At 73.2% G+C, this 19,524-nt stretch carries 19 protein-coding genes; 6 read left to right on the top strand and 13 right to left on the bottom strand.

Features of this window, described 5'->3' with window-relative positions:
- Positions 1–334: 334 nt before the first annotated feature.
- From mtnN to EUA98_RS08920, 7 genes are read right to left on the bottom strand one after another with little or no spacing between them, the layout of a single operon-like run.
- On the bottom strand, positions 335–1,039 hold the full coding sequence (gene mtnN, locus EUA98_RS08950; protein WP_130102333.1) for a 5'-methylthioadenosine/S-adenosylhomocysteine nucleosidase: 705 nt from the start codon (positions 1,037–1,039) through the stop codon (positions 335–337).
- Positions 1,036–1,503, bottom strand: a complete 468-nt coding sequence (locus EUA98_RS08945) for an S-ribosylhomocysteine lyase (protein ID WP_130102332.1) — start codon at positions 1,501–1,503, stop codon at positions 1,036–1,038. The genes mtnN and EUA98_RS08945 overlap by 4 nt, the downstream gene beginning before the upstream one ends.
- Positions 1,500–2,444 (bottom strand): cation diffusion facilitator family transporter, encoded by a 945-nt coding sequence (locus tag EUA98_RS08940; RefSeq protein ID WP_130102331.1) that lies wholly within the window; start codon positions 2,442–2,444, stop codon positions 1,500–1,502. The genes EUA98_RS08945 and EUA98_RS08940 overlap by 4 nt, the downstream gene beginning before the upstream one ends.
- A complete protein-coding gene (locus EUA98_RS08935) occupies positions 2,444–2,689 on the bottom strand; it encodes a Trm112 family protein (RefSeq protein ID WP_130102330.1) in 246 nt (81 codons plus the stop codon). The genes EUA98_RS08940 and EUA98_RS08935 overlap by 1 nt, the downstream gene beginning before the upstream one ends.
- 2 nt (positions 2,690–2,691) lie before the next feature.
- Positions 2,692–4,212: a phosphomannomutase/phosphoglucomutase gene (locus EUA98_RS08930; protein ID WP_242511362.1), complete on the bottom strand. Its 1,521-nt coding sequence runs from the start codon at positions 4,210–4,212 to the stop codon at positions 2,692–2,694.
- 44 nt (positions 4,213–4,256) lie between these two features.
- Positions 4,257–4,655 carry a hypothetical protein gene (locus tag EUA98_RS08925; protein ID WP_130102329.1) on the bottom strand — a complete coding sequence of 133 codons (399 nt, stop codon included), beginning with the start codon at positions 4,653–4,655 and terminating at the stop codon, positions 4,257–4,259.
- A gap of 11 nt (positions 4,656–4,666) precedes the next feature.
- Complete coding sequence (locus EUA98_RS08920; RefSeq protein ID WP_130102328.1) at positions 4,667–5,023, bottom strand: DUF3499 domain-containing protein; 357 nt, start codon at positions 5,021–5,023, stop codon at positions 4,667–4,669.
- A gap of 93 nt (positions 5,024–5,116) precedes the next feature.
- On the opposite strand from EUA98_RS08920, the gene EUA98_RS08915 reads away from it, so the two are divergent.
- Entirely contained in the window at positions 5,117–5,566 is a 450-nt protein-coding gene (locus EUA98_RS08915; RefSeq protein ID WP_130102327.1) for a metallopeptidase family protein, read from the top strand.
- A 43-nt stretch (positions 5,567–5,609) separates the two neighbouring features.
- The gene (locus EUA98_RS08910) at positions 5,610–6,473 is read left to right on the top strand and encodes a glycosyltransferase family 2 protein (protein WP_130102326.1); all 864 of its coding nucleotides are present in this window, start codon (positions 5,610–5,612) and stop codon (positions 6,471–6,473) included.
- A 51-nt stretch (positions 6,474–6,524) separates the two neighbouring features.
- Here the strand turns inward: EUA98_RS08910 and EUA98_RS08905 are convergent, their stop codons facing one another.
- Genes EUA98_RS08905 through EUA98_RS08895 form a run of 3 tightly spaced genes read right to left on the bottom strand, consistent with a single transcriptional unit; the run spans position 6,525 to position 12,178 of the window.
- Complete coding sequence (locus tag EUA98_RS08905) at positions 6,525–8,246, bottom strand: DUF5719 family protein (RefSeq protein WP_130102325.1); 1,722 nt, start codon at positions 8,244–8,246, stop codon at positions 6,525–6,527.
- Positions 8,243–11,911 carry a glycosyltransferase gene (locus tag EUA98_RS08900; RefSeq protein ID WP_130102324.1) on the bottom strand — a complete coding sequence of 1,223 codons (3,669 nt, stop codon included), beginning with the start codon at positions 11,909–11,911 and terminating at the stop codon, positions 8,243–8,245. Before EUA98_RS08900 ends, EUA98_RS08905 begins: the two co-directional genes overlap by 4 nt.
- A gap of 30 nt (positions 11,912–11,941) precedes the next feature.
- Complete coding sequence (locus EUA98_RS08895) at positions 11,942–12,178, bottom strand: WhiB family transcriptional regulator (protein WP_242511361.1); 237 nt, start codon at positions 12,176–12,178, stop codon at positions 11,942–11,944.
- Positions 12,179–12,397: 219 nt separating this feature from the next.
- Between EUA98_RS08895 and EUA98_RS08890 the strand changes: the two genes are divergently transcribed.
- Positions 12,398–13,141 carry a TIGR03089 family protein gene (locus EUA98_RS08890; RefSeq protein WP_130102322.1) on the top strand — a complete coding sequence of 248 codons (744 nt, stop codon included), beginning with the start codon at positions 12,398–12,400 and terminating at the stop codon, positions 13,139–13,141.
- Between the two features lie 15 nt (positions 13,142–13,156).
- Here the strand turns inward: EUA98_RS08890 and manA are convergent, their stop codons facing one another.
- Positions 13,157–14,362 carry a mannose-6-phosphate isomerase, class I gene (gene manA / locus EUA98_RS08885; protein WP_434063488.1) on the bottom strand — a complete coding sequence of 402 codons (1,206 nt, stop codon included), beginning with the start codon at positions 14,360–14,362 and terminating at the stop codon, positions 13,157–13,159.
- A gap of 62 nt (positions 14,363–14,424) precedes the next feature.
- On the opposite strand from manA, the gene rfbA reads away from it, so the two are divergent.
- Positions 14,425–15,291 (top strand): glucose-1-phosphate thymidylyltransferase RfbA, encoded by an 867-nt coding sequence (gene rfbA, locus EUA98_RS08880; protein WP_130102321.1) that lies wholly within the window; start codon positions 14,425–14,427, stop codon positions 15,289–15,291.
- Between the two features lie 40 nt (positions 15,292–15,331).
- On the opposite strand, the gene rfbD is transcribed toward rfbA, so the two are convergent.
- A complete protein-coding gene (gene rfbD, locus EUA98_RS08875) occupies positions 15,332–16,201 on the bottom strand; it encodes a dTDP-4-dehydrorhamnose reductase (RefSeq protein ID WP_130102320.1) in 870 nt (289 codons plus the stop codon).
- A 185-nt stretch (positions 16,202–16,386) separates the two neighbouring features.
- Here rfbD and EUA98_RS08870 point away from each other — a divergent pair, with 185 nt between their 5' ends.
- The gene (locus tag EUA98_RS08870; RefSeq protein WP_130102319.1) at positions 16,387–17,610 is read left to right on the top strand and encodes a DUF4214 domain-containing protein; all 1,224 of its coding nucleotides are present in this window, start codon (positions 16,387–16,389) and stop codon (positions 17,608–17,610) included.
- A 115-nt stretch (positions 17,611–17,725) separates the two neighbouring features.
- On the top strand, positions 17,726–18,343 hold the full coding sequence (locus EUA98_RS08865) for a dTDP-4-dehydrorhamnose 3,5-epimerase family protein (RefSeq protein ID WP_130102318.1): 618 nt from the start codon (positions 17,726–17,728) through the stop codon (positions 18,341–18,343).
- Positions 18,344–18,356: 13 nt separating this feature from the next.
- Here the strand turns inward: EUA98_RS08865 and EUA98_RS08860 are convergent, their stop codons facing one another.
- Positions 18,357–19,481 (bottom strand): glycosyltransferase family 4 protein, encoded by a 1,125-nt coding sequence (locus EUA98_RS08860; RefSeq protein WP_130102317.1) that lies wholly within the window; start codon positions 19,479–19,481, stop codon positions 18,357–18,359.
- Between the last annotated feature and the right edge of the window lie 43 nt (positions 19,482–19,524).

The following is a 19,524-nucleotide window of genomic DNA, read 5'->3' as shown; positions in this document are numbered from 1 at the left end:
CCCCAGGTGCCGGGTTCGTACACGTGGACCACCCCCACCGGGCACGTCTACCCCTACCGACCCGACCCACCACCCGGACACGAACCACCCCTGACCCGCGACTTCGACTGGGACACCCCACCACCGTTCTGACGCCACGCCGCCCCTGCCCGGCGCCGCGACCGTCCTGACGTGAGGCCATCACCACCCGACGCGACGCCACCTCGTCCTGACGTCCTGACACGACACCGTGGGGACGCGCTCGTCGCCACCCCCACCCCCATGCGGGCTAGAGCGCGACGAGGGGCCCGGATCCTGGTGGATCCGGGCCCCTCGTCATGCAGTTCGACCTGGGTCAGCGCGCGGCGCGGGCCGTCCGCGCGATCAGGCCGAGGGTGACGTCTGCGGACCGCGCCGCGGCGTCGTCGACCGCGAGGTGGAACTCCGAGCCGGCCTCGGGCCCGCACAGGTCCGAGATCGCTCGGACCGCGAGGAACGGCACGCCGAACAGGTGGCACGTGTGCGCGATGGCCGCCGACTCCATGTCGGTGGCCAGCGCGTCGGGAAAGCGCGCCCGCACGGCGTCGACGGATGTGCCGTCGATGAAGGCGTCGCCGGAGATGACCGGGCCGCGCAGGAGCTTCGAACCCGCAGGTGCCTGCGCGTCAGCAAGGAGATCGGCGTCGCCCGCATAGTGCGGGGGCATCCCGGGCACCTGGCCGAGGGAGTACCCGAACATCCGGGCATCCGCGCCGCCGTAGACGTAGTTCGACCCGGCCACGATGTCGCCGACCTGGATCGTCGGGTGCAGCCCGCCCGCGGACCCGGCGCTGATCACCCGCACCGGCCGCGACCGGGTCACGGCCAGGGCGGTCGCGATCGCCGCGTTCACCAGGCCGATCCCGCTCGTGACCAGCAGCACGTGGGCCTGCCCGAACGATGCGAGCCGGATCGTCGCCTGCCCGAGCGTGCTGCTCCGGCCGAGCGTGTCGGACCGGTCCTCGAACGGGGCCATCTCCTCGCGCATGGCTGTCAGGACGACGGCGTCGACCTCGATCATGCGGTGACCTGGCTCCAGCCGGCCCGGGCGTCCAGGAAGACACGCGCGGCCGCCTGGGCGCCGGACAGCGTGTGGCTGGCAGCCCACCCGCACTGGACCTCGTTGGCGGCGGGCACCTCGGTCGCGGTCGTCACGTCCACCAGGGTCGCCTCGAGCAGGTCGAGGAACTCGTCGTACGTGTGCTCGCCGGAGACCAGCACGTAGAACCCCGTCTGGCAGCCCATCGGGGACACGTCGATGACCGAGGCCGAGTGGTTGCGGATGTGCTCGGCCATGAGGTGCTCGAGCGAGTGCACCGTCGGCATCGGCAGCCGGTCGGCGTTCGGCTGGCAGAACCGCACGTCGTACTTGGTGAGCAGGTCACCGTGCGGCAACGTCTTGGTGTCCGCGACCCGCACGAACGGGGCGACGACGGTGCGGTGGTCGAGGTTGAAGCTCTCGACGTTCATCCGGGCTTCGGTCATGACTGCACTCCCTGGGTGGATCCGGGCACGAGGGACCGGCGGAGGTCCGGCTCGAGATAGATGACGGTGGCGATCGGCACAGCGGCCCGGACCCGGGTCTCGGCGTCGTCGATCGCGGCGGCGATCCCGACGGCGGTCGCGCCGGCGCCGATCTCGATCTTCGCGGCGACGAGCAGCTCCTCGGGGCCCAGGTGCATGGTGCGCAGGTAGATCACGGACTCCACACCCGGACCGACCAGGGCGGCCGCGACCGCGGCGACGTCGGCGGGGGTCGCGGACTCCCCCAGCAGCAGCGACCGGGTCTCGATCGACAGGATGATCGCGATGACGACGAGCAGGAGGCCGATGCACGCGGTACCAGCCGCGTCCCAGCGCCCGTCACCGGTCGCCACGGTCATCCCCACGCCGCCGAGCGCGAGCACGAGCCCGATGAGCGCGCCAGCGTCCTCGAGCAGCACCACGGGCAGCTCCGGAGCCTTCGCGGTGCGCACGAACGACACCCACGACTGCTTGCCACGCACCCGGTTGGACTCGTGGACGGCCGTCCGGAACGAGTAGCTCTCCATCGCGATGGCCGCGATCAGCACGACGAACGGGACCCACACCCAGGCGTCGATCGGGTGCGGGTCGGCAAACTTGTGCCACGCCTCGTACAGGGCGAACAGCCCACCGACGCTGAACAGCACGATCGAGACGATGAACGCGTACAGGTACCGCTCGCGCCCGTACCCGAACGGGTGCGCGACGTCGGGCGCCTGGCGCGAACGCTTGCCACCGACGAGCAGCAGCGCCTGGTTGCCGGAGTCAGCCAGCGAGTGCACCGACTCGGCGAGCATCGAGCTCGAGCTCGTCAGCAGGAAGGCGATGAACTTGGTGATCGCGATGCCGATGTTCGCCCCGAGTGCGGCGATGATCGCGCGGTTGCTCCCCCCGGTGGACATCAGGCCCCTGCCGGGTCCGGGTGCCCGACGGCGCCGGGACGTACCGGTCGGGCGTCGTCCACGAGCAGCACGGGGATGCCGTCACGCACCGGGTAGGCGAGCGGGTTGTCCGGGTCGGTCGAGACCAGCTCGGGCTGGCCGTCCGGTCCGATCCCGTCGACGAGCGTCGCACCGGTCGCCGGGCAGCGCAGGATGTCGCGGAGCCAAGGCTCCAGGGGCGGGACCGGGGTCGCGGCTGACGGCATCGTCACTCCTTGTTCCCCGCGCCAGCACCAGCGCCGGCCCGCACGAGCGCGAGCACATCGTCGCGGACCTTCTCCATGACGTCCTCGTCGGCGGCCTCGACGTTCAGCCGGAGCAGCGGCTCGGTGTTGGAGGCGCGCAGGTTGAACCACCAGCGCGGCTGGGACTCCCAGTGGCTGACCGTCAGGCCGTCGAGCTCGTCGACGGTCACCGGGCCGGCACCCTGGTCGGTGACGTACGCGGTCACGACCCGAGCCCGTGCGGCCGGGACGTCGTCGACGAGGGAGTTGATCTCGCCCGACGCCGAGTACGGCTGGTAGGCGTCGGCGAGCGCCGACAGCGGCGCGGCCTGACCACCGAGGGCGGCAAGCACGTGCATCGCGGCGAGCATGCCCGTGTCCGCGAAGAAGAAGTCACGGAAGTAGTAGTGCGCGCTGTGCTCGCCGCCGAACACGGCGCCGTAGTGCGCCATCTCCGCCTTGATGAACGAGTGGCCCACGCGGGTGCGCACGACCGTCGCCCCGGCGCGGGTGAGCAGGTCGGGGACGACCTTGGAGGTGATGAGGTTGTAGATGACGGTCGGCGTGCGACCATCCGCGAGCTCGCGGGCGGCTTCGCGCAGCCCGACGAGCGCGGTGATCGCCGACGGCGTGACCGGGTCGCCGTTCTCGTCGATCACGAAGCAGCGGTCAGCATCGCCGTCGAACGCGATCCCGAGGTCCGCGCCGTGCTCGACGACGGCCGCCTGCAGGTCGACCAGGTTCTTCGGGTCGAGCGGGTTGGCCTCGTGGTTCGGGAAGTTGCCGTCGAGCTCGAAGTACAGCGGGACGATCTCGAGCGGGAGCGCGGGCAGCCCGCCACCGGTGCCGAGCACGGCGGGGACCGTGTGGCCACCCATGCCGTTGCCCGCGTCCACGACGACCTTGAGCGGGCGGATGCCGCTGAGGTCGACCAGCGAGCGCAGGAAGGCCGCGTAGTCACCGAGCAGGTCGCGCTCGGTCACCGCACCGCGGGCCGCGCCGTCGACCTCGGGGATCTGGTGGGCGAGGTACCAGCCGGTGAGCTCGCGCACGGCCGAGAGGCCGGTGTCCTGGCCGACCGGGCGGGCACCCGCCCGGCACAGCTTGATGCCGTTGTACTTGGCCGGGTTGTGGCTCGCGGTGAACATCGCGCCGGGCACGTCGAGCGCGCCGGCCGCGTAGTAGAGCCCGTCGGTCGAGCACAACCCGATGAGCACGACGTCGACCCCCCGTGCGGCGAGGCCGTCGGCGAAGGCGGCGACGAGCTCGGGACCGGAGTCGCGCATGTCGTTGCCGATCACGACGACGGGCCGGGCGGCGTCGGGCGCTGCCTCCGTGCCGGCGGCGACGTGGGCGGCCGCGACGTCAGCCAAGACGACGGCGTCGGCGAAGGCGGCGCCGATCGCGCGGGCGATCCGGGGATTGAACTGGTCTGGGACGACACCCCGCACGTCGTAAGCCTTGATGAGCGCGGTCAGGTCCGGGGTCACGCTGTCGACTGGCACGCAGAACACCTTAGCGACCCGGAGCGTGGTCGCCGGTCAGGCAGTCAGGCCTTCGCGGTGATCTTTGTCGCGCTGCCGAGCACAGCCTGGAGCGACATGGCCGTTCCGTCGCCGTCGACCTCGAACCAGCTCTTGTGCTCGCACGCGTGGCAGGACACGAAGACCACGGGGGTGCCGTCGGTCAGGGTCATCTCGAGGTGCGTCAGGGCGGTGCTCGCGCACACGCCGCACGACGTCGTGCCGGGGAGCGTGCGCGACTGCGTCGTGGCGATCGATCCCAGCGGGAGCGGGGCGGCCAGCGCGCGACGTCCGCGGGCACGTTGGGTGGGGATGGCCTGGGCGGTCGCCCGTGCGGCCCGGGCCGCGGCGACGGCGCCGTCCGGGGTCGTGAACGTCGTGGGGAGCATCGGCGCGCCGGAGCGCCCTGTGGCGGGACTGGTCATGGTCTCTCCTGTCAGCTTCCATCCCCGCGCAGCACGCGGAGATGCCCACGCCGGCCGACTTCGGCAAGCTCTAGCGGTTCGGCGACGCGATGACGCGGCCGTCCGGCCTCGCGCACGGCATCCGCCAGCGCGAGCAAGTCGTCATGGCTCGGTCCGACCTCCACGAAGTCGGGAGTCAGCCGCACGACCTCCCACCCCCGGGGGGCGGTCAGCCGCTCCGCATGATCCGCACACAGGTCATACGAGTGAGGTTCGGCGAGATGGGACAACGGGCCGAGCACCGCGGTGGAGTCCGAGTAGACATACGTCAGCGTGGCGACGGCACCACGCGTACAGGCGGGGCGCGAACACTGCCGGACGGATATCACACCAATACCTTACTCGGCTTCGGGTCCCACCTTGCCCGTTCGATGGGCGAATGACTCGGACCGCTCGAAGGGCCGCGCACTAGGCTCGGGGGCATGAGCCCGCTGCCCGTGCCTCGTGAGCCGGTACTCCCCGTCCGGCGCCGTGACCGGCGCGGCCGCGGTCCGCGCGGGCCCCTGCTTCCGGCCGGGCTCCCCGCCTATCGGACCCGCGCGGAACGCTTCGACCATCTCGTGCTGCAGGCCGTGGCGCGCCTCGAGAAGCGGTGGTCGCAGCAGCTGGACGGCACCGAGTTCGCGGTCGAGGACGTGCCGCCGTCGAACCCCGCTCCCTGGGAGCACGGCGGCGTGCCGCTCGGGCGCTACTTCCCCGCCGACGTCGGCCTCGCAGCCCGGATCGTCGTCTACCGGCGCCCGGTGGAGACCCGCGCGATGGACACCGCCGACCTCGAGGACCTGGTGCGCGACGTCGTCGTCGAGCAGGTCGCGCACCTGCTCGGCCGCAGCCCGGACGAGGTCGACCCCGACTACCGCGACGGGCACTGACCCGCCACCGAGCACACAGGTGCGGACGGTAATCTGAGCCGCGATGACCACCCCTGAAGGCCCCAGCCAGATCCGCGTGATCTGCGTGACGTACAACCCCGGCTCCGAGCTTGACGACCTTGCGCGCTCGCTCGTCGCGGCGACCGCCCTGCCGATCGACCTCGTCCTCGTCGACAACGGCTCGGCCGGCCAGTACCCGGAGACCGTGGCCGCGCGCCACGGCGGCCGTGTGCTGCGCGCGGGCGAGAACCTCGGGTACGGCCGGGCCGCGAACCTGGGCGCGATGGGCGGGGACGAGCCGTGGCTGCTCGTGGTGAACCCCGACATCGTCTGGAAGCCCGGCGCGCTCGACGTGCTGCTCGCCGCGGCTGAGCGTCACCCGCGCGCCGGGGCCCTGGGTCCGGCGCTCCTGAACCCGGACGGGTCCGTGTACCCCTCCGCCCGGGAGCTCCCCTCCCTCACGCAGGGCGTCGGTCACGCGCTGTTCGCGCGCCTGTGGCCGCACAACCCGTGGACGCGGAGCTACCAGGCACGCCAGGAGTCGGCCACGTCGACCGAGCGGTACGCCGGCTGGCTGTCGGGCGCGTGCCTGCTGCTGCGCCGCGAGGCGTTCGAGCAGGTCGGCGGGTTCGACGCCACCTACTTCATGTTCTTCGAGGACGTCGACCTCGGTGAGCGCCTGGGCGCGGCCGGCTGGCAGAACCTCTACGTCCCGGCCGCCGAGGCCGTCCACGTCGGCGGGACGTCCTGGCGGGACAAGCCCGCACGGATGATCTCAGCGCACCACGCGAGCGCCCGGCACTATCTCCATCACCGGTACGACCGCTGGTTCGAATGGCCGGTGCGGGTCGCGATCACGATCGGCCTCGGCCTCCGCGAGCGGATCGAGCTGCGCGCCGCGCGCTGAGCTCCGCCGCTGCCGCACCCGACCTCCGGGCCAGGCCACCAGGTCTGGCCCTCAGGGCAGGCCGAGCGTCCGGGCCGCGCGCACGTCCACCGAGGGCGTGGCGGTCGCGACCGGCACCGGGGTGAGCACCGAGACCAGCTCGCCGTCGGCCGCGGCGACGTACCCCAGCATCGACCAGGACAGCACTGCCGGGCCCGACGTCGCGTCGTCGCCGGTCGCGGTGGCCGAGGTGGTGTCCGGAAGGACCAGCTGAAGACCTCCGACCGCTACGCCGCCCGCGAGGGAGGTCACGGGAAGTGCCATCGTCGTTCCCGCGGGAACGCTCACCTCGCGCTCGTCGAGCAGTGCGCCGTCGTCGCCGAAGGTGCGCAGCGTCCCGGTGGCCGATCCCCCGCCCTCGCCGCCGTCGTCGGGCCCGATGCCCGCCAGCAGGACGGTGCCGGACACACCGGCGGGCAGCGCGACGACGCCACCGGCCGCGGGGACGGCCGCCGCACCCCAGGCACGCTCGAGGGTCGGCAGGTCGTCGAGCTGGCCGGGCAGGCCGGTGCGCGTGATCATCACGGCCGCCACGAGCGGCTCGTCCGCGTCGACCACCGCGGTGTAGGCGCCGGCGGGCAGGCCTCCGAGGGACACATCGGTGACCTCCCCCGGCGCGAGGCTGATCGTCTCGGCGCCCGGCAGGACGACCGGTCCGTCGGGGCCGAGCAGGCTGAGGGTCGCGGTCGCACCGGTATCGCCGGGCACCAGCAGCCGCAGCTGGGCGACGTCGGGGCCGTCGATCGTCGACTCGGGGACCACGAGCCCGCCGACGACCTGTCGCCGGGCGGGCGCGGTGCCGGCACTGACCAGGTCGGTGCCCGCCGGGGTGAAGCCGTCCAGCCGGTTGTCCTGCACGTGGGCCGTGATGAGTCCGCCCGCGGCCGAGACGTGCACCGCGATCCGGCTCTGCTCCGCCGCCACGCCCGCGAGCACCACGACCTTCTCGGCGCCCGGCGCCACGAGGAAGCTGCCGGATCCGCCGAGACCGGCCCGACCGGAGGGCCCGAAGAGCTCGACGGTCACCTGCGCCGCGGTCGCCCCCGGGTTCGTCACGATCAGCTGGGAGGTGTTCCCGATCTCGGTGCTGCCCCCCACGAGCCACTGGTCCGCCGAGGGCGCCTGGCACGAGGCGGCGGACAGGCCGCGGAGATCACCGGCGGTCGTGACGGAGGCCGTGGCGCCGCCGATCAGCGGTGCGGACTCATCGAGGGGTGCGGCGTAGAGCAACGTGGCTCCGGTCACGCCGGTCGCGCGTCCGGCCGCCGCCCCGGAGCCCACCGGGTCGAGCGTCGTGATCGCTTCCCCGCCGGCGAGCGGCGTGAGCGTGCCCGCCGATGCAGCGCGCGCTCCCGCGCCCGGCACCGTCAGCACGCGGACGTCGGTGCGCACGGGCACCGGGACGCGATCGAACGCCGAGTCGCCGGTGCCGGCGCCGTCGGGCAGCACGAGCGGGCCGGCGCAGGTGAGCACGCGCGGGGACGGCGGTACGGCGACGCTGCGCGGCGCGACGACGACGTCGGCCGGGACGGGGGCGGCATAGCCGGCGGCGGCGACCGCGGCGGTCAGGGTCAGCACCCCGACGGCCCCCGCGATCCGGGCGATCCGGCCGCGCCACGGTCCGCGGGCGGGACGGCTCTCGGCAGGGGGCGCCGGGAGCGGGGTCGACTCAGCCGGTGTCGACCCAGCTGGTGTCGGCTCGGCTGGTGTCGGCTCAGTCGGAGGCGTGGTCATCGGGTTCCTCCCCGGCGGCGTCGGCCGGGCACCGCGACGACCACGGTGAACAGCAGGACGGCACCTTGCAGCACGAGCCACGGGGTGCGGTCCGGAGCGGAGTAGCCCACGGTGAGACGGCCGCCGTCGGCCCCGAGGGCGAAGGTCTGGCGCCAGTCCGCGGTCACCGACCGCAGCGGGCGGCCGTCGAGCCACGCGTGCCAGCCCGGATCGGCGCGCTCGGCGAGCACGATCTGCCGGCCGGTGTCGCCCGCGGCGAGGCGCGTGTCGACGGCGAGCGGGAGCGCCTCGAGCGCCGTCGCGGCAACGCCGTCGAGGGCGGGTTCGACCACACGCGCCCAGGCCGCGCCGGCGGCGGCGGCGGGGTCGCCGGTGGAGACCACGACGCGCCAGATCACGCCGGTCGAGTTCTCGGTGATGCGCTCGAGACCGGCCGTCGCGTCCAGGCGGCCGACGAGCACGGAGCGCGCGGCCTCGACGTCGGCGCTCAGCGCGGGCGGGACCAGCACGGCGGCGACCCCGAGGTCGCCGAGCTCGGCGGAGACGTTCCCGGCGGCGGCGGCGCTCAGCCGGGCGACCAGGTCGGCAAGAATCTCGTCGGCCGGGTCGGCCGGGGCGAGGACCGGGCTGCCCGGTGCGCCGGACAGGGCGCGGGCGTCGACGGCGGTCGCGGTCTCGGTCAGCTGGGGACCGTCGCCGCGCAGCAGCTGGTGGGCGACGCCGCCGGCAGGATCCGCGGCCAGGGCGAGGACGCGCGAGCGGTCGGGCGAGGTCTGGGACTGCTGCCCGACGGCGGGCACGACGAACCCGTCCCGGGACACCACCTGGAACGCGCCGGGGGCGCCGACGTCGGCCGTCCGCGCACGCACGGTCCACTCCGCGAGCGGGACGACGGGGGCGAGGACCGCGACCGTCGTGAGGACCACAGCACCGATCTGCCGCCAGCCGAACGCGTACCCGGCCATCCGGTCGTTCAGCCCGCCGGTCCCGAGCACGGCGGCGGTCAGCAGCCCGAGCAGGACCAGCGAGACGCCGGGCCCGGTCCATCCGCGCACCACGACGTCGACCCCGGCCGCGGTCTCGACCCGGCCCGAGGCGATCGCGGCGGTGAGTCCGCACGCGGCCACGAGCCAGCCGGCGCGGACGCCACGGGCGACGGTCGCACCGCGCACGAGGGCGAGCACCGCGAGCAGCGCCACGACCCCGCCCAGCACGAACGGGGCGATCCCGGCGACCGGCTCGGGCAGCCGGTCGAGGACGGCGGTCGGCGGCGACACCGGCCAGGAGAGGAGCTGCTGCCACACAGGTGCTGCGCTCGAGGGCACGGGCACGCCGGGATCGGCGAGCAGGAGCCGCCAGCCGCCGTTCCCGGCCCGGGTCACCACCTGCGCGATCGACGGACCCGCAACGGCGAGCGCGGGCAGCGCCACCAGCGCGAGTCGGCCGCGGCGGCGCGGCGCCATCGCGGCGACAGCGAGCAGCGCGAGCAGGCCGAACGGCAGCAGCACGGGCGCACCGGCGACCGCGAGGGCGAACGCGAGTCCCGCGGCCGCGGCGGCCCCGATGGATCCCGTGGCGGGCGCGATGAGCGAGGTCGTCCGTGCGACGGCGTCCGCCTCGCCCTGCGCCGTGCGCGACGACGACGGGACGCGCGCGGTCAGTGACCCCGGTGATGCGGTGGGCAGCGCGTCGAGGGAGGCCGAGGCCACGCGGGTCGACCGTCCGGCATGCGCGCCGCGCGCGATCGGCGGCGCGGAGGCACCCGGCGCACCGTCGGCCTCCTCGCCCACGCGGCGAGCGCCGACCAGGCCCGAGAGCACGACGTCCTGACGCTGGACGCCGAGCGCCCGAGCGATCCCGAGCGCGACCCACGGCAGTGCCAGGTGCGCGACGACGGCGCCCACCCGGCCGCCGTCGAGCGCGAGCGTGAGGCTGGGCGCGGCCACCCACACGATCGCCGCCCAGAGCCGCACCCCCACGGATCGCGTCGCGGCACCGGCCGCGAACCAGGCGCCGAGCCCGGCGAGCACGAGGCCACCGAGGAAGAGCAGGTCCACCGCACCGACGGCGGTCGCGCCGGTCAGCGCCGTGAACGGCAGAAGCGCCACGAGGAACGCGTCGGCCGGTCCGGAGGTGCCGAGCCCGTCGGCGACCCACCCCGACGTCGCCGCGCGCCACAGCTCGCCGAGCGACTCCTGCGCCGGCAGCAGTGCGCCGCCGACGAGCGATCCGCCCCCGAGGACTCCCCCGACCAGCCCGCCGAGCACCGCTGCGGTGAGCCCGATGAGCACGACGCCGAGCGCGGCGAGCCCGAACCGGCGCTTGCTCGCGAGCGCGGCCAGCTCGGAGAGCTCGAGCTCGCTCGGGGCCCAGCCCACCCGCCGGAGCTCGACCCGCGCGAGGTGACCGTCGCGCTGCTCGCGCGCGACGTCGCGCCAGGTGTTCTGCAAGGGCCGCAACGACCGGCGGGTAGCGACCTCGGCCCGGCGGGTGATGCCGCGGGCGCGGGCCATCCGGCCGGGGTGGAGCAGCGCGGCCACGGGTGCGGCGATCTCTGCCAGCGCCAGGACGGGGTCCTTGGTGAGCAGCCGGACGACCGCGCGGAACGCGCCGGCGAGCAGGTAGCCGATCCCGAGGAACGGCAGCAGCAGCACAGGCGCGGCGGCGAGGCGCGCATGCACGTACGCCCGGCGTCGGGCACCGAAAGAGCGGCGCGGGTCGGGTTCGGCGTGCGCCGCAGCGGGGCGGGTGTCAGCCGGGCGGGTGTCCGCCGGACGGGTGTCCGCCGGACGGGTGTCCGCCGGGCGGACGTCAGCCGGCGCGGCGCTGTCGGCCGACGGGTCGCCGTCGGGCAGCGGGTCGCCGTCGGGCCCGACGTCGGCCTCACGCAGGCCGTTGTACGAGGCCTGGGCGTGCCGCACGGCCGCCGAGGGGACGACGATGACCCGGTGCCCGGCCAGCCGCGCCCGTCGGGACAGGTCGAGCCCGTCGCCGAACGGCCCGAGCCGGGGGTCGGTGCCACCCAGGGCGTCCCAGACCTCGCGGCGCACGAGCGCACCGGCCAGCCCGACGCCGAACACGTCGTCCCGGCCGTCGTGCTGACCCTGGTCGACCTCGCCGATCTCGATGCCCGTCATCCGCCGGCCGAGCCGGGACGTGGTCACACCGAGCTCGAGCAGCAGCGCCGGGTCGGTCCAGCTGCGCTGCTTGACGCCGGCGACGGCCACCGACGGCGAGTGCTCGACCGCGCGGACGAGCTCGTCGAGTGCGGCCGGCTCGGGGGCCGAGTCGTCGTGCAGGAGCCAGAGCCAGCCGGTCGGGCCGTCATGGTCGACCGCGCCGGTGGCGAGCTGTTCCAGCGCGCTGCGGACCGCGTGCCCGAACGTGCGGGCACCCGGTGCTGCCACGACGCGCAGATGCGTGCCCAGGGGGGCGAGCGTGCGGGCGGCGAGCCGAGCGACGTCGTCGTCGGGCACGGCGCTGGACCGGCGCAGCGCATCCACCACGACGACATGGGCGGGGACGCGGGTCTGCGCGGCGAGTGAGGCGAGGGTCTCGCCCAGGTAACGGGTGACTCCCCGGGTGACCACGACCACCGTGACCGGGGGTCCTGTCGGGGCCACCGCGCGTGCGGGGGCGAGGAGGGTCAGGGGGGAATCAGTCATGCGCAGGTCAGCGCCCCACGAGGGGACGCGTCAGACGACCCGGCGCTTGAGCTTGCGCCGTTCCCGCTCGGACAGTCCGCCCCAGATGCCGAACCGCTCGTCGTGCTCGAGGGCGTACTCGAGGCACTCGCCACGCACGTCACAGCCGGTACAGACCTTCTTGGCCTCGCGGGTCGAGCCGCCCTTCTCAGGGAAGAACGCCTCGGGATCGGTCTGGGCACACAGCGCGCGCTCCTGCCAGCCGGCGGCAGTGTCGTCAGCGGGCATGCCGAACAGCGGAAGCACGGGCGCGACGCCAACGGCGCGATCGTGATCCGACGGGAAGGGTCCATCCGCGCCGAGCAGATTCCACATGTGGTGCCTCCAGCTCGCGTAGGGGAGGGAAAACGCAATAGGAGAATTACACGCGTGTCGTTCGCGTAAGTCAAGCGGTCGGGTGGTAAGTGCGAGCGATTTGAGAGGGTTGTGCACGCCTAGTCTGATCAGGTGAAACAGCCCACCTCCGTAGCCGACGTCCTCGCTCTCGTGACCCGCGATCCGGGCCGTCCCCGTTTGACCTGGTATGGCCCGGATGGCGAACGGATCGAGCTGTCCGGCGCCGTGCTCGCCAACTGGGTCTCGAAGACGACGAACCTCCTCGTGGAGGAGTTCGACGCCGGCCCCGGGGTGCAGGTCGGGCTCGACCTGCCCGCGCACTGGCGGACGGTGGTCTGGGCGCTGGCGGCGTGGCGCTGCGGGGCGTGCGTGGTGGTCGGCGACGGGGTCTCTGCTGCCGACGTGGTGGTCACCGATCGGCCGGAGGCGTACCCCGCGGTCGACCAGCTCGTGGCCGTGGCGCTGCCGGGGCTCGCGCGGCGGTTCGACGGGGAGCTGCCGGCGGGGGCGGTCGACGCGGCCTCGGCGGTGATGACGTACGGGGACCAGATCGGGTGGGCGCCGGAGGTCGACGCAGGCGAGGTGGCCGTCGCGTCCGCCGACGGCGTGCTGCACGGTGCGCTGGTGGGCTGGGCCGGCGACGGGGTTCGGGCCCCCGAGGGCGCCAGGACGCTGCTGGCGAGCGGCGCGGACCGGACGGGCGATGTCGTCGGGGTGTTGCGGGCGGTGCTCGGGATGCTCGCCCGAGACGGGTCCGCGGTGCTGCTCGACGCCGCGGTCGCGGTCGCTCTCGACGGGGATCCCGCGCGCCGGGAGCGGTTGGTCGGCAGCGAGCGGGTGACGGCGGAGGCGTGAGCCGATCGGCGTGCGCTACGGGACGTCGGCCTGCACGACGGTTCCGTTGCCTCTCACGGTGAGCGGCCCGTCGGACGCGGGGGCGAACGCGCTCTGACCGCGACGGAGCGTCAGGGTTGCGGGGCCGTCATCGCCGCCCCAGGAGAAGTCCAGCTCACCCTCGAGGCACAACAGGATTCGGGGACCACGCCCGGGGACGGGGTGCCTCGCGTCGTCGGCGATCTCGGTGACCGAGAGCTCGAAATCGTCGACGGGGGCGTAGAACACCCGGGTAGAGCCGTGCAGGACCTCCGGTGCGATCCGGATCGGGGGCGCCGCGACGTAGTCGATGCTGCGCAGGAGCTCCTCGACGTCGATGTGCTTGGGAGTGAGCCCGGCGCGCAGGACGTTGTCGGAGCTGGCCATCACCTCCACGGCGAAGCCGCGAAGGTAGGCGTGCACGCCGCCCGCGGGGATGAACATCGCGTCACCCGGCTGAAGGGTCACGGGGTTCAGCAGGAGGGACGTCACGACGCCCGGATCCCCCGGGTAGGCCTCGGCCAGCGAGATCACGATGCGGTCGGCGCGCGGCGATGTCGACCCGTCGGCCAGCCGCGCGGCACAGGCCTGGGCGACCTCGAGCACCTCGGCAGGGGTGGGCCGCGCCGCCGGCTCCAGGAGCTGCGTGAACACCGCCCTGATCCCTTCCGAGGTCGGATCGGCGGCGAGAACGCGGTAGAGCCGTTGAGCGAGGGGTGCGTCAAGGCCGGCGAGGATCTCAGCGGCGCGTCGGGGTGCGCGGAACCCGCAGATCGCCTCGAACGGGGTGAGTGCGAAGACGAGCTCCGGCTTGTGGTTCGTGTCGCGGTAGTTGCGGTGCGGTGCGTCCACCGGGACCCCGGCGGCCTCCTCCGCGGCGTGCCCCTTGCGAGCCTGCTCGAGCTGCGGGTGCACCTGGAGCGAGAGCGGCCCCTCGGCCGCGAGCAGCTTGAGCAGGTACGGGAGCGCCGGACCGAACCGGGCGACGACATCGGCACCCAGCACGACGTCGGCGTCGTCGGCGATGAGGGCGTCCAGACCCACCTCGCCGTCACCCGTCGCCACGCGGGACGGAGCGCTCGGGTGCGCACCCATCCACGACTCCGCCACGGGCTGCGATGTCACTGGCATCCCGAGCAGGCCCGGTATCGCCGTCACCGATCCCCACGCGTAGGGCTGGTTCGGGTTGATGAGCCGGATCACGTCAGTCCTCGACAATTCCGCGTGGGATGGGGCAGGGCGCCGGTAGGCCACACTAGGGGACCATGCGCGGAATAATCTTGGCCGGCGGGTCCGGCACCAGGCTCCACCCGATCACCATGGGTGTCAGCAAGCAGCTCGTGCCGGTGTACGACAAGCCGATGATCTACTACCCGCTGTCGACGCTGATCGCAGCGGGGATCAGCGATGTCCTGATCATCACGACCCCGCACGACGCCGAGCAGTTCCACCGGTTGCTCGGCGACGGGTCGCAGTTCGGGATCTCGATCAGCTACACCGTGCAGGCCGAACCCAACGGCCTGGCCCAGGCCTTCGTGCTCGGCGCGGACTTCGTCGGCGGCGAGACCGCAGCCCTGGTCCTCGGCGACAACATCTTCTACGGCCCCGGCCTGGGGACGCGCCTGCAGCGGTTCCAGGACGTCGAGGGGGCGGCCATCTTCGCGTACCGCGTCGCCGACCCGACGAGCTACGGCGTCGTCGAGTTCGACGAGGCCGGCACGGCCCTGTCGCTCGAGGAGAAGCCGGCCAAGCCGAAGAGCAAGTACGCCGTCCCCGGCCTGTACTTCTACGACAACGACGTCATCGCGATCGCCCGCGACCTCAAGCCGTCCGCCCGCGGCGAGTACGAGATCACCGACGTCAACCGGGTCTACCTCGAGCAGGGTCGCCTGCAGGTCGAGGTCCTCCCGCGCGGCACCGCCTGGCTCGACACGGGCACGTTCGACTCGTTGATCGAGGCCTCGGACTACGTCCGCACCGTCGAGCACCGCCAGGGCCTGAAGATCGGCTCGCCCGAGGAGATCGCGTGGCGCCGGGGCTTCCTGTCCGACGACGGGCTGCGTCAGCGGGCCGAGAAGCTGGTCAAGTCCGGCTACGGCACGTACCTGCTCGGACTGCTCGAAGACGCCTGACCTGCGCCCCGGGGGCAGGTCAGGTCCGGGCGTTCGCGGATCAGCGCGCGCCGAGCACCGCTCCCGACGCGACAGCCCAGCGCTCGGACCAGTCACCGATGGGCGTGATCCCGATGGCCTCGAGCGCGTCGTGCCCGAGCACGGAGTACGCGGGCCGGGACGCGGGGCGCACGAAGGCCGCGGTCGTCGTCGGGCGCACGATCTGCGGATCGAGGCCGACGACGGCGACGATCGCGCGGGCGAATCCGTTCCAGGAGACCTGCCCCGACGACGTCCCGTGATAGATCCCGCTCGGGGCCTTCGCCGCGACGAGCCGGCCGATGAGGTCAGCCAGGTCGCTCGTCCAGGTGGGCTGGCCGACCTGGTCGTCGATCACGTCGAGCCCGCCGCGCTCGGTGGCGACCCGGGCGATCGTCTTCGGGAAGCAGGCGCCGCCGGCGCCGTACAACCACGCCGTCCGCACCACGAGGTGGTCCGGGCACTCAGCGCGCACTGCCCACTCCCCCGCACCCTTGGTCCGGCCGTACGCGGAGCGCGGGGCGAGCGCCCCGTCCTCGGGGTAAGGGGTCGTCGCAGCGCCGCCGAACACGTAGTCGGTCGAGATGTGCACGATGCGCGCACCCACCCGGTGGGCAGCGCGGGCGAGGTTGCCGGCGCCGACTGCGTTCACGGTGAAGGCCAGCGCCTCATGGGACTCGGCCTCGTCGACGGCGGTGTAGGCGGCACAGTTGACGACCACATCGACGTCGGCCATCACGGCGAGGCAGGCCTGCGCATCGGTGATGTCGAGGGAGTCGGTCACGCCCGGCCCGCTGCGGTCGGCCGTCCGCACGCTCTCGCCGCGTCCGCGGAGCATCGCCACGACATCCTGACCGAGCATCCCGCTCGCACCGACGACCAACCAACGCATGGACTTGTTCTCCTGTTCGACCGAATGACCGCGCAAGTGTAGGTGTGTCGCGCGGCCCGCGCGGGGCGCTGGTCCCTCAGTTTCCCTCCGGGCCGGTCGATGGGTCGTGTGAGTGGCTCGCCGCGGCACACGTCGCAGTCCGCGAGCCGCCTCACGCCATGCACGCCCAGCGCGTTCGGAGTCTCATGCGGTCAATCCTCGTACGCCCCCTGCGCGTCGCGGTCCTCGCCCTGGCACTGGCCCTCGTGGGCGTCGGGGCAGCGCCGGCTCAGGCGGCGACGCTGCCGCCCGGCCCCACGTCACCGGCCACCGCGCCGAGCCCGATCGATGCCTACGCGTCATACCAGGCCCAGAGCACCTGCGACCCGAGCGTGAAGCCCGGGGCGCAGTACGTCCTGAACATGGCGGTCGGCTACTACGGCGGACGCGCCTCGGAGATCGGCCGGGCCTGCGGCGTCGGCGGAACCAGCGAGCACAAGGAGGGCCGCGCGCTGGACTGGGGCGTGAACGTCGCCAACCCGGCTGAGAAGGCCGCCGGCGACCAGTTCGTCAACTGGCTCACCGCCCCTGGTCCGGACGACAAGGTGGGCTACAACGCCCGCCGGCTCGGCGTCATGTATGTGATCTGGAACCGGCAGATCTGGAGCAACTCGAGCTCGAACGCGGGGTGGCGGGCCTACACCGGCGCGAGCCCCCACACGGACCATGTCCACGTCTCGCTCAGCTGGGCCGGCGCCAACGTGCGGAGCTCCTGGTGGACCGGGGTCGCGCTCCCGAGCGATGCGACGACGCGACGGTATGTGACCCGCGTGTACCAGGACCTCTTCGGGCGCAGTCCTGACCCTGCAGGCTTGTCGGGGTGGAGCCTTTCTCTCACCAGCGGTACCCCGCGGGTCACCGTCGCGAACGCGATCACCTACTCGACCGAGTACCGAAGCGGGCTCGTGAGCGGTGCCTACCAAGCCTTCCTTGGTAGGGCTGCGGACGTCCCAGGTATGAACGCCTGGCTCGACGGGATGGCTCGTGGTCTGACTATCCAAGCGCTCGAGTCCGGGTTCATCGGGTCGCAGGAGTACTACGACCGGGCTGGCGGTTCTGACTCGGGATGGGTGCGACAGCTCTACCGCGACGTGCTCGGGCGCGAAGCGAACGAGCCCGAGGTCGGGGGGTGGACAAACGTGCTTGCCGGCGGAACGAGTCGGCAGTCGGTGTCGATCGGCTTTGTCATCTCAACGGAACGCCTTTCGTCGGTGGTGAACGGCTACTACCTCCACCTGCTCGGTCGCACGATCGATCCGACGGGGCAGCAGGGTTGGGTCAGCGCGATCCAGCACGGAGCCCGGTCCGAAGACATCATCGGAGGCATCGTCGCCAGCGAGGAGTACTACGGGAGAGTCCAGAACTCCTAGACGAGCCCGCAGTACCCGGCATCCAGCACGAGCCTGACGCTCACCCTCGAACGGCGCTCCTTCGGCTGCGGCCGCTAGGCTGGCCCGGCTCAACCCGCCGAATCGAGAGGCCCCCATGACGTTCCGCGAGCTCACGGTCCCCGGAGCGTGGGAGATCACCCCGAAGCAGCACGGCGACCCACGCGGGGTCTTCCTCGAGTTCTTCCAGGGTGGTCCGCTGGCCGAGGCGATCGGGCACCGGTTCGATCTGCAGCAGGCCAACTGCTCGGTCTCCGCGGCCGGGGTCCTGCGCGGCATCCACTTCGCCGATGTGCCCCCGGGCCAGGCCAAGTACGTCACGTGCGCGAAGGGTGCCGTGCTCGACGTCGTCGTCGACGTCCGGGTCGGCTCCCCGACGTTCGGCCGGTGGGACACGGTGCTGCTCGACGACGTCGACCGGCGCGCGATCTACCTCAGCGAGGGACTCGGTCACGCGTTCATGTCGCTCGAGGACGACTCGACGGTGCTCTACCTGTGCTCCACGGGCTACTCCCCCGGACGCGAGCACGGCATCCACCCGCTCGACGAGCAGATCGCGATCGAATGGCCGACGACGGCCCGCGACGGCAGCCCGATGACCCCGCAGCTCTCCGAGAAGGACCTCGCCGCACCGACCCTCGCGGAGGCGATCGCGCAGGACCTGCTGCCGCACTACGACCAGGTCGCGTCGTACCTGGCGTCGATGCGTCCCTGACCTCGGCCCTCGCTCAGGCGCGCCGCCGGGCCGATGCGTAGGCGGCGACGTGGACGGCCGCCGCGGCGTCCCAGGTGAACGCGGCCGCCCGCGCGATCGCGGCCGCGGACAGCTCGGCGCGCCGAGCATCGTCGGCCAACAACGCGCCGAGCCCGGCGGCGATGCTCGCCTCGTCGGTCCCGCAGTAGGCGACAGCGGCTCCGCCCACCTCGGGCAGGGACAGCTCACGGGTGGTCAGCACGGCGGCGCCGCACGCCATCGCCTCGAGCACCGGCAGCCCGAAACCCTCCCCAAGGCTCGGGTAGGCGAGCACCCGCGCTCCCGAGAGGAACCCCGGAAGGTCGCCGAGCGGGAGGTACCCGGGTCGTAGGACCGTCAGGCCGGCCGGGACCGCCGCGATCGCCGGGTCGACGCCGGTGTCCCAGCCGCGGCCGCCCACGAGGACCAGTGCGGGCGGGTCGACGGTCCCCTCGACCGCGCGCACCCAGGCGCGGATCAGCGCGGGTACGTTCTTGCGCGGCTCGAGGGTGCCGAGAAACCCGACGTAGGGCCGGTCGCCGAGCCCGAGAGACTCCCGGACCCGCCCCTGGGCGGCCGCGTCGACGACATGGAAGACGTTCGCGTCGACCCCGTGATAGGCGACCTGGAACTGGTCTACGCGCCCGCCGGCGAACCGGCGGACCTCGTCCCGGGTCGCCTCGGAGGGCACCACCAGCCCGGCCGCGTGGCGGACCGCGGTGCGGATCGCAGACCGGAAGAAGCGCGCCTTCACCGGGTGATGCAGGTCGGGATGGCTGAAGAAGGTCGCGTCGTGCAGCGTGACGACGACGGGCACCCCTGCGAGGCGCGGCATGGTGTAGTGCGGGCTGTGGAGCACCTGCGCGCGGCTCGAGCGGACCAGACGCGGCAGACCCACCTGCTCCCAGGCCATCCGCACCGGTCGACGCGCCGTGAGCGCCGGCGCGGTGACGATCTCTGCCGTGGGCACGAGCGCGGACGTCGCCGCAGCATCCCGGGCCTGGCACGCCACCACGAGATCGACGCCCTGGCGCGCAAGAGCAGGCAGCAGCTCGTCCACGTAGCGGCCGACGCCGCCACGATCGGAGGGGACGGCGGTCGCGTCGAGAAGGATTCGCACGGTCGGTAGCGTAAGCGCCCGCGCCCCGACGGTGGCCACCGCC

It is taken from the genome of Pengzhenrongella frigida (assembly GCF_004168625.1).
GTDB lineage: Bacteria > Actinomycetota > Actinomycetes > Actinomycetales > Cellulomonadaceae > Pengzhenrongella > Pengzhenrongella frigida.
Note: the sequence above shows the minus strand (reverse complement) of the source record. Positions and strands in the feature narration are given on the sequence as shown.